We start from the raw sequence: 8,940 nt of genomic DNA, 5'->3' as shown, positions 1-8,940 counted from the left end.
GATGGCGAAGTGCTTCGCCTCGGACACGGCGATGTCGGTCACGACCGACGCGGTCCAGTTGCTCGGCGGCTACGGCTACACGAAGGACTTCCCCGCCGAGCGGTACATGCGCGACGCCAAGATCACCCAGATCTACGAGGGCACGAACCAGATCCAGCGCGTGGTGATCGCCAAGAAGATCCTGGGCTAGGCGCAATACCGTTCAGTTAAGGTTACAGGGGTGTAGTCTGACCGTGTGCCCCGGCCCGGTTGGAGGAAGCCTGTGTCGGACCGCCGGCTCTCCGACTTGGTCTCGGTGGGGGTCCTGACGCACACTTTCCCGCCAGCGCTCGTCGACGAGGTCGTGGCGAGCTGTCAGCGCACCGAGCGGCGGAACCGCTCACTGCCCGCACGGGCGATGGCGTACTTCTCGATCGGCATGGCGCTGCACGCAGAAGGTTCCTACGAAGACGTGCTCGCCTTGTTGACCGACGGACTTGCGTGGAGCTCGGGCGACGAAGTCCCCACGTTGCCCTCGAAGTCCGCCATCTTCCAGGCACGAGCACGCCTCGGCCCCGAGCCACTCGCCGCGTTGTTCACAAAGGTCGCAAAGCCCCTCGGAGGAGAGGGCACGGCGGGTGTGTTCCTCGGCGGGCGTCGCATGGTCGCCATCGACGGGACGTGCCTGGACGTGGCCGACACGGCCGAGAACGCCTCGTTCTTCGGGCGTCCGGGCGTGAACAAGGGCGAGCAGGCCGCCTTCCCCCAGGCCCGGGTGGTGGCCGTCGCCGAGTGCGGGACCCACGCCATCTTCGACGCCGCAGTCGGGCCCTATACGACGGCGGAGAACACGCTCGCCGCTGGGCTGATCGAGCGGCTCGAGCCAGGGATGCTGGTCTTGGCCGATCGCGGGTTCTGCGGGTTCCCACTGTTCTCCAAGGCTGCGGCAAAGGGTGCCGACCTGTTGTGGCGGGCCAACAGCGTCATGAAGCCACGCCCGATCGAATCGTTGCCCGACGGGTCGTATCTCGCCGAGCTACGCCCATCGGGCAACGCAGGCCGCAAGGCAGAGCCGCTCGTCATCCGGGTCATCGAGTACACGATCGACGACGGTCGCCACAACGACGAGACCTACCGGCTCTTCACCACGATCCTCGATCCGAACGACGTCTCGGCCACCGAGCTCGCCTGCGCCTATGCACAGCGCTGGGAGATTGAGTCGGCCTTCGACGAGCTCAAGACGCACCAGCGCGGGACGCGCACCGTGCTGCGCTCGAAGTCGCCCGAACTCGTGCTCCAAGAGATCTGGGGCCACCTGTGCTGTCACTACGCGATCCGCACCTTGATGTGGGAGGCCGCAGACGACGCCGGAGTCGACCCCGACCGGGTCAGCTTCGTCGCCGCCCTCCGCATCGCACGCCGCTCCATTCCAGCGGCGCGCGATTTTTCCCCCTCAAGGCACTGAGCACAGCTGGCGACACGCCATCGCGCTCCTCGTGCAACGGCTCAACCCCGCACGACGACTCCGCAGCAACCCGAGAGTCGTCAAGCGCAAGTACGTCAAGTGGCACGTCAAACGCGCCCGGCACCGACAATGGCCGCAGCCGACCGGGCCGTCACGGTTCGCCACTCTGGGCATCCCTGGCCCCTAACTGAACGGTATTGGGGCTAGGCGAGCGCTCCCACCCCAAGCTGGATCGCGCGTCGCCATCTCGGAGGCCCACGCGTCGCAATCTCGGGAGAAGCTGCGGGGCCGACCCGGCCTCGGTGTTCTCACGGTCGGAGGAAAGGGAATGCGGGACCACCGGCCGTCCAGCCGTGACCTGCTAACTTGTGCGGTCGAGCCCCTCGCGGCGCAGGGTGGTCCGACCCCTGTCGGGAGGCGGCCGTACAGGCGGGAGGGGAGCTCATCCCCGAGAAGGAGGGGAAGATGACGAGGGCCGTTGGTCGTTTGGTGCGAGTCGGTCTGCTATCGGGCGCGCTTGCCTGTGCGGTGATCGGCATCGGGGTTGCCCCGGCCGGCGCCACCGGTGGACGTCCGCCCTCCATTGCGTCTTCGTCGATCCACGTCGGCGACGACTGCACCTACTACTCGACGGGGCACATCGTCGGAAAGACGACGTTCTTCCGTCTCGGGAACTACATGCTGATCTTCGTGAGCTTCAGCCATGCGATTCCCAACACGACATACCCGCTGTACCTGTTCAGGGGGTCGTCGTACGAGAACTTCTGCGAGAGCTCGACATACATCGGCCACATCCACACCTCGGGCCGGGGCACAGGCTCCGGGTTCTACGTCACCGCGTTCACACCGAGCGACGTGTACTTCTTCCTCGGCGCCACAAATGAGGCTACGTATTCGGCCTACGGCACATCCTGGAACGAGAGCACACTCTTCTTCCTGCCCACACCGAGTCATCCACCCGTCTGAGCCTCGATCGAGCGGCCTGCGACCCCGGAAGGGGCATTGTCAAAGGTTGGCAATGAGCCGGCCTTGCGCGGCCGCCCAGGTGATCCTGGTCCTCGAGCGCGCCGTCGAGAAGGTCCGCTCGGTCGGGATCGCCATGCGCAGGTAGCCCCACAGCCTTTCTCGCCGCAGTCCATCCAGGCACTGGTCCGCTGGACCAGCCATCGCAGCCCGCGCCGAGCGGGGCTTCTTCTTCTTCGACAAGGTTGTCGTGCGCCGTCAGGCGCTGCGGTCGTCGGTGAGCTCGGCGCTCCACAAGAGGGCGCGGACGTTGGAGGCGTCATAGCCCCGGTCGAAGTCGTGCGGTAGCTGAACGTCAGTGAGCTCGGCGCCGCCGTTTCGCTGGTTGCGGCTTGCCATTGCGTTCCATACTGAGTACGTGGACGACGGTCGCGAACTGGCTACGGCATGGATCGACGGCGTCCTCAGTGCGGACGCGCTGGCGGTCGCCGAGTGCTTCGCCCCGGACGGGAGGCTACGGGCATTGATCCCACCTGGTCCCACCGAGCGAAGAGGGGCCAATGCCGCGGGCGAGTTGATCGCAAGCTGGTTCGTTGACGCCGATCCGCTGATGCTCATCGACCAGTCGGTCGATCGCGTGGCAGATCGGCTGCACATCTCCTACCGGCTCGACGGCACGGAGCTTGACACGGACTTCATGGTTCAGCAGCAGGTGTACGCCGAAGTCATCGACGGTCGCTTCATGGATGTGACCCTCCTCTGCTCGGGATTCAGGCCGAGAACGGCATAGCTCGGGACGTCCTGCCCAGGGGTGGGATGCACCGCTGGGACGTTCCGCGGCGGTCTCGAGTCCGTCGGTGGATTGGGCGGCGGTCCGATGACGGCACGCCCTTCGGGGTCATCTCACGCGTGGTGGTCGCGGCGCTGAGATGCCGCGGACAGAGCGCAGTCTGCGAAGAAGCGATCGCCTGGGGGACCCACGCCTTGGATCCGGATGCCGCCCAAGCCGGGCGGTTGGGTTCTCGGCGCCCACAAGACGGTCGACGCTACCGATGGTCGCTCGGCCGCCCGTCTGCGCCGCCAGTCCGTGTGATGACCGCCGACGTCTGCGGTGACGAGCGCAGCGTCTGATAGACGACGCAATACCGCTCGGTCGTGGCGATCAGCTCGTCAAGCTGCTCCTCGGTCGCCGTCGAATCCAGCTCGAGGATGAGGCGGATCGAGCGAAACCCGACGGGCGCCTCGGGATCCACCCCGAGCGTCCCACGAAAGTCAAGATCTCCTTCCGCCCTGACCGTCCCGCTCACGTCGAGGCCCCGGGCGGTGGCGATCGAGCGCAAGGTGACCCCGGCGCAGGCCACCAGTGCCTGAAGGAGCATGTCGCCGGAACAGGCGAGGTTTCCGTCGCCACCGGTGGCCGGGTGGAGGCCCGCTTCGACGAGTGCCCGACCCGTCGCCACCGAACAAGCCACCTCGGAGCTGGCGAGGGAGCCCTCAGCCCGAAGCGTGACGAGCGCCTTCGCGGGATCGGCACGGTATCGGTCCTTGAGGGGGCGCTGGATCTCCCGCAACGTGACGCCGTCCATCCGATCACCTTAGCCAGTGTGAATCGCAGTGGAGGTGCCGGAAACGTCCTTTTGCCGGATACGAGCTGACCGGCAGGTCCGCCAAAGGTGGGTCACCGGGCGATCCTTGGTGTGTTCCTCGCCGAACGCACCCAAGGAGATCACCCGATGGATCTCGAGCAGTTTGACTGCTCCGCGTTGCTCGCCGTGCTCGAGTCGAGCGGCCGTCGACCTCGTCGTGACACTTTCCCGTCGTCCCCAGGGATCTCGTCGAGGCCGAGGCGGCTGGGGACGACCCGAGGGTTTTTCATACCGCGTGCCACAATTGGGCGTAACGGCGTACGCTGAGCCGCCGAAGGCTCGAACGTTCTCCGCGCGACTACGTTCCGCCAGCCCTAGGAGTTCCGCAGCCGCGTGTCTCGCCGCCGTCCTCCTCGTCGCGACCGGCGCACTCTCCGGCAGCGCCGCCGCAGCTCCCCAGCGGGGCGGCCAAGCCCGCCAAGCCCGCCAAGCCGGCCAAGCCGGCATCGAGCTGGCCCCGGGTGGGCCCCGGGTGGGCCCCGGGTGGGCCCATCGGGACCTACGTGGTGGCGCCGGGGATCCACGAGATCCAGCACGTGATCATCATCATGCAGGAGAACCGGTCGTTCGACTCGTACTTCGGGACGTTCCCCGGCGCAGACGGCATCGACGAGCACAGCGGCGTGCCGTCGGTGTGCGTGCCGAACCCCAACACCGGAGGCTGCGACCGGCCGTACCACGACGAACAGGACGTGAACGGCGGGGGTCCGGACGGCCATCCCCAGGCCGTGGGAGAGATCAACGGCGGGAACACGAACGGGTTCGTCGCCCAGGAGGAGGCCGCCCGTCGGACCTGCAAGAACCCCGATGACCCCACGTGCTCGGCGCTCAACCAGGAGCAGCCCGACGTCATGGGCTACCACACGGCCGCCGAGATCCCCAACTACTGGACGTACGCGAGGGATTTCGTGCTCGACGACCACATGTTCGAAGGGGTGAGCTCGTGGTCGCTGCCCGCGCACCTCTCCCTGGTGTCCGACTGGTCCGCCCAATGCACCGACGCATCGCCGATGAGCTGCACGACAGCGATCAAGGGCCCGGCCAACGCGCGCGGGTTCAACCAGGCGGTGGACCGCGAGCTCACCGCCGGCAAGACCTCGATCGACCTGGCCTGGACCGACCTCACCTGGTTGCTCGCCCGCCATCACGTGTCATGGCGGTACTTCGTCCAGTCGGGCTCGCAACCCGACTGTGCCAACGACTCGGCCGAGAGGTGCACGCCGGTGCGCCAGTCGTACCGTACGCCGGGGATCTGGAACCCGTTGGCGCTCTTCGACGACGTCCGCCAGGACCACCAGCTCGCCGACATCCAACCCGTGGACGCCTACCTCCGTGCCGCTCGGGAGGGCACCCTCCCCTCGGTGTCGTGGATCACCCCCTCACAGGCCGACAGCGAGCACCCGCCCGCCAGCGTCCACCAGGGCCAGGCCTACGTGACCGCCCTCGTGAACGCAGCGATGGAGAGTCCCGAGTGGGACTCGACGGCCATCTTCTTGTCCTGGGACGACTGGGGCGGCTTCTACACAGGCGTGGTGCCGCCCCAAGTCGACGCCAACGGCTACGGCCTGCGCGTGCCGAGCATCGTGATCTCGCCCCATGCCAGGCCCGGGTACGTCGACCACCAGACGCTCTCGAGTGACGCGTACCTGAAGTTCGTCGAGGACGACTTCCTCGGCGGAGCCCGCCTCGACCCGAAGACCGACGGCCGCCCCGATCCCCGGCCCGACGTCCGTGAGAACGAACAGGTGCTGGGCAACCTCGTGCAGGACTTCAACTTCCACCAGGAGCCGCGGCCGCCGGTCCTTCTCCCGACCAACCCGCCCACGGACTCACCGACGATCCCCGCGTACTTCGCGACGCGCCCGGCGTGCGCGGGCTGTAGCGCTCTTCCTCCCGGTGTCGCGCCCAAGGGCTCGCCGACCACGACCACGACGGGGGTCCCACCTCCGACACCGAGACCGACACCGACACCGTCGTCTGTGTCCCCGCCGACCACTGCGCAGGTCCCGACCAGCGGGTGAGGGCGTCGCAGCCGGGACACGACCGGTTGCGCCCCACCCGTCGAATCGTCTGCCCGCTCGCAGCGCACTCCGTGAAGCGTGACTCAGCGAGCCGTGTAGCCGCCGTCGATGACGAGCTCGCTTCCCGTGACGAACTTCGACTCGTCGGACGCGAGGTAGAGGATCCCGTAGGCGATGTCCTCGGGCTGTCCCACGTGGCCGAGCGGATGGAGCTCGTCGAGGGCCTTTCGCCCTGCGTCGAGGTCGCCTTGCTCGGCGAGGAAGTGCTCGACCATCGGCGTCCAGATGAACCCCGGGTGGACCGAGTTCACGCGAATGTTGTCGGCGGCGTAGAGGAGCGCGTCGGTCTTGCTCATCAGGCGGACGCCACCCTTGGCGGCGTGGTAGGGAGGCGCGTCCGGCGCGCCCACCAGCCCATAGATCGACGAGAGGTTGACGATGCTCCCACCCCCGCTTCGGCGCAGGTACGGGATGGCGTGCTTCGTGCACAGGAAGACCCCGGTGAGGTTGATCGAGATGACGCGGTTCCACTCCTCGAGCGTGATCTCGTCGGTGGGCTTGTTCACCCCGCTGATCCCAGCGTTGTTCACGAGCACGTCGAGGCGCCCGTAGGTGTCGACGACGGCTTCGAATGCGTCGGACACGGACTGCTCGTCGCTCGTGTCGAGGTTCCAGTACCTAGCTTCTCCGCCGGAGGCGTTGATCTCCTTGACGAGCTGGTGCCCTTCCTCGGCGAGGATGTCGGTGACGGCGACCTTTGCTCCTTCTTTGGCGAGGAGCGTCGACGTTGCATGCCCGAGTCCGAGCGCCGCGCCCGTGACCACCGCGACCTTGCCATCAACACGCCCCATGATGCTCTCCCTTCGTGGCCATTGCGGCATCGCCCGCACCCTGGCGCGCCGGCGTCGCGCCGGTCGCTTCGTCCATTTGACCCGAAGTGGTGGCCCGCACACAGGGAAGAAGGTCCTGATCAAGCGACGCTCTGAGCGCGCCACTTCTCAGGGCAGGTGGAAGGCCGCGCCGACGGCGATCCCGGCGTGTGTCGACGACCCGACGGGCGGGCCACCGTCCCCACCGGTCAGTCCTGCAGCATCTCGAGATCGAGCTGCCCGACGCGTTCGGGGTCGACGAGGATGTCGCACTCGACGATCCGGCCCTTGCGCACCGTGAAGGCCCCGACCGAGAAGGGTTTGCCGTCGCGCTCGGCGACCATGCCGGCCGCACCGTTGACGAGCGCCCGTCTGACGGTGAGGTCCGCCCGTGCCCACATCGTCGCCTGGCTGGCGACGGCGGCCGCCCCGTGCACCACGTGCGAGAGCCCCGTCTGGCCGCCGTCGGCCCGAAGCACGACATCGGGATCGAGGATCGACACGAGCGCCTCGAAGTCGCCGTCGCGAGCGGCCGCCGCGAAGGCGTCCAGCACCTTCCATTGCGTGTCGAGATCTGCGTCGGGGACCGGTGCCGATCCCTGGACCCGCCGCCGTGCCCGGCTGGCGAGCTGCCGGGTCGCCTCGGGAGAGCGGCCGACGATCGCCGCGATCTCCTCGAAGGGCACCGCGAACATGTCGTGCAGGACGAACGCGAGCCGTTCGGCGGGGCTGAGGGCGTCCAGCACGACGAGCATCGCCAGGCCGACGGAGTCGGCGAGGAGCGCCTCGTGCTCGGGGTCGCTTCGGTCGGGCGCGTCGATCACCGGGTCGGGGAGGTGGACGTCGAGGGGCTCCTGTTGCCGCGTCGCGCGGGAGCGAAGCAGGTTCAACGACACGCGGGCCACCACCGTGGTCAACCACCCGCCGAGGTTCTCGACCACGCTCGCGTCGGCGCGGCTGACCCTGAGCCAGGTGTCCTGGACGGCGTCGTCCGCCTCGGACAGGGAGCCGAGCATCCGGTAGGCCACCGCACGGAGCCTGGGCCGCTGCTCCTCGAATCTCTCGGCCAGCCACTGCTGATCGGTCATGTCACGTTCCTCCGACGTCACGGGTCATCTCTATGACCCCCGGGAGGTCGGCGATGTGACCGGCTGCCCGGGGGGACCCTTGGACCGACGACGACAGGTCGAGGGAAGGAGCGCACACGAGGAGGGCATCATGCAACCGAGGATCGAGAACCCCGCGGTCACCGTTCCAGGTGCCCTGACCGCACTGCAGGACCTGGGCGCCGCCGTGCGCGGGTCCGGCGTGCCGGCCAGCACGCTGTCCCTGATCGAGGCCCGGGCGAGCCAGATCAACGGGTGCAGCGTGTGCCTGGACATGCACTCGCGCGAGCTCAGGGCCGCAGGCGAGCCGGAGGTGAGGGTCGTCATGGTCGGCGCGTGGAGGGAGGCCCCCTACTTCAGCGACGCCGAGCGAGCTGCCCTCGCGCTGACCGAGGCCGCGACGCGCCTCGCAGACCGTCCGGACGCCATCTCCGACGAGTTGTGGGAGGAGGCGACCCGCCACTACGACGACTCGCAGCTGGCCGGTCTCGTGCTGGCCATCGCGGCGATCAACGCCTTCAACCGCATCAACGCGGTCACCCGGCAGATCACCGGCGAGTGGGTCGGCCGCTGGGTCGCGCAAGCCGAACCCGTCGGCCAGGCATCGTGATGCGGACAACCTCACCGCCATCGCCATCGCCACCGCCACCGGCGAGCGCCAGGGAGGGCGGGCGCCCCGAGCCCGCGGCGCGGACCCTTCGCTTCCAGGGCCTGGTGAACCATCTGGTGCGCGCGTTCCTGTGCACCCCGGTCCTCTGTCGCGCGCTCGGGCGGCGACTGGTCACGGTCTACGTCACCGGGAGGACGACCGGGCGACGCTACGCCGTGCCCGTTGCCTACGAGCGCCTCGACGCACGCCTCTTGGTCGGATCGCAGTTCCGATGGATCCGG

Annotated in this window: 10 protein-coding genes; 6 read left to right on the top strand and 4 right to left on the bottom strand. The window is 68.2% G+C overall.

All coding sequences use genetic code 11. From position 1 onward, the window contains the following. From VNF71_02035 to VNF71_02025, 3 genes are all read left to right on the top strand, one after another. On the top strand, positions 1–190 hold a 190-nt coding region (locus VNF71_02035; GenBank protein HVA73331.1), incomplete at its 5' end, for an acyl-CoA dehydrogenase family protein. A gap of 45 nt (positions 191–235) precedes the next feature. After that, entirely contained in the window at positions 236–1,444 is a 1,209-nt protein-coding gene (locus VNF71_02030; GenBank protein HVA73330.1) for an IS4 family transposase, read from the top strand. Between the two features lie 465 nt (positions 1,445–1,909). Continuing rightward, a complete protein-coding gene (locus VNF71_02025; protein HVA73329.1) occupies positions 1,910–2,410 on the top strand; it encodes a hypothetical protein in 501 nt (166 codons plus the stop codon). 255 nt (positions 2,411–2,665) lie between these two features. Here VNF71_02025 and VNF71_02020 read toward each other — a convergent pair whose 3' ends face one another. After that, entirely contained in the window at positions 2,666–2,806 is a 141-nt protein-coding gene (locus VNF71_02020) for a hypothetical protein (protein HVA73328.1), read from the bottom strand. 19 nt (positions 2,807–2,825) lie between these two features. Between VNF71_02020 and VNF71_02015 the strand changes: the two genes are divergently transcribed. After that, complete coding sequence (locus VNF71_02015; protein ID HVA73327.1) at positions 2,826–3,197, top strand: hypothetical protein; 372 nt, start codon at positions 2,826–2,828, stop codon at positions 3,195–3,197. 256 nt (positions 3,198–3,453) lie between these two features. On the opposite strand, the gene VNF71_02010 is transcribed toward VNF71_02015, so the two are convergent. Beyond that, on the bottom strand, positions 3,454–3,993 hold the full coding sequence (locus tag VNF71_02010; GenBank protein ID HVA73326.1) for an OsmC family protein: 540 nt from the start codon (positions 3,991–3,993) through the stop codon (positions 3,454–3,456). A gap of 521 nt (positions 3,994–4,514) precedes the next feature. Here VNF71_02010 and VNF71_02005 point away from each other — a divergent pair. Further along, positions 4,515–6,074 carry an alkaline phosphatase family protein gene (locus VNF71_02005; protein HVA73325.1) on the top strand — a complete coding sequence of 520 codons (1,560 nt, stop codon included), beginning with the start codon at positions 4,515–4,517 and terminating at the stop codon, positions 6,072–6,074. A gap of 83 nt (positions 6,075–6,157) precedes the next feature. On the opposite strand, the gene VNF71_02000 is transcribed toward VNF71_02005, so the two are convergent. Both VNF71_02000 and VNF71_01995 read right to left on the bottom strand, forming a co-directional pair. Next, complete coding sequence (locus tag VNF71_02000) at positions 6,158–6,925, bottom strand: glucose 1-dehydrogenase (protein HVA73324.1); 768 nt, start codon at positions 6,923–6,925, stop codon at positions 6,158–6,160. 227 nt (positions 6,926–7,152) lie between these two features. Beyond that, positions 7,153–8,031 (bottom strand): sigma-70 family RNA polymerase sigma factor, encoded by an 879-nt coding sequence (locus VNF71_01995; protein HVA73323.1) that lies wholly within the window; start codon positions 8,029–8,031, stop codon positions 7,153–7,155. A 130-nt stretch (positions 8,032–8,161) separates the two neighbouring features. Between VNF71_01995 and VNF71_01990 the strand changes: the two genes are divergently transcribed. Next, a complete protein-coding gene (locus tag VNF71_01990) occupies positions 8,162–8,659 on the top strand; it encodes a carboxymuconolactone decarboxylase family protein (GenBank protein ID HVA73322.1) in 498 nt (165 codons plus the stop codon). Positions 8,660–8,940: the final 281 nt, after the last annotated feature.

It is taken from the genome of Acidimicrobiales bacterium, assembly GCA_035533095.1.
Classification (GTDB): Bacteria; Actinomycetota; Acidimicrobiia; order Acidimicrobiales; family Palsa-688; genus DATLUM01.
This window is presented reverse-complemented; position numbering and strand designations above follow the sequence as displayed.

What these genes read in the sequence shown, in the direction of transcription:
- VNF71_02025 (HVA73329.1), top strand. Translation starts at nt 1,910, where the DNA reads ATGACGAGGGCCGTTGGTCGTTTGGTGCGAGTCGGTCTGCTATCGGGC.
- VNF71_02020 (HVA73328.1), bottom strand. Translation starts at nt 2,806, where the DNA reads ATGGCAAGCCGCAACCAGCGAAACGGCGGCGCCGAGCTCACTGACGTT.
- VNF71_02010 (HVA73326.1), bottom strand. Translation starts at nt 3,993, where the DNA reads ATGGACGGCGTCACGTTGCGGGAGATCCAGCGCCCCCTCAAGGACCGA.
- VNF71_02000 (HVA73324.1), bottom strand. Translation starts at nt 6,925, where the DNA reads ATGGGGCGTGTTGATGGCAAGGTCGCGGTGGTCACGGGCGCGGCGCTC.
- VNF71_01995 (HVA73323.1), bottom strand. Translation starts at nt 8,031, where the DNA reads ATGACCGATCAGCAGTGGCTGGCCGAGAGATTCGAGGAGCAGCGGCCC.
- VNF71_01990 (HVA73322.1), top strand. Translation starts at nt 8,162, where the DNA reads ATGCAACCGAGGATCGAGAACCCCGCGGTCACCGTTCCAGGTGCCCTG.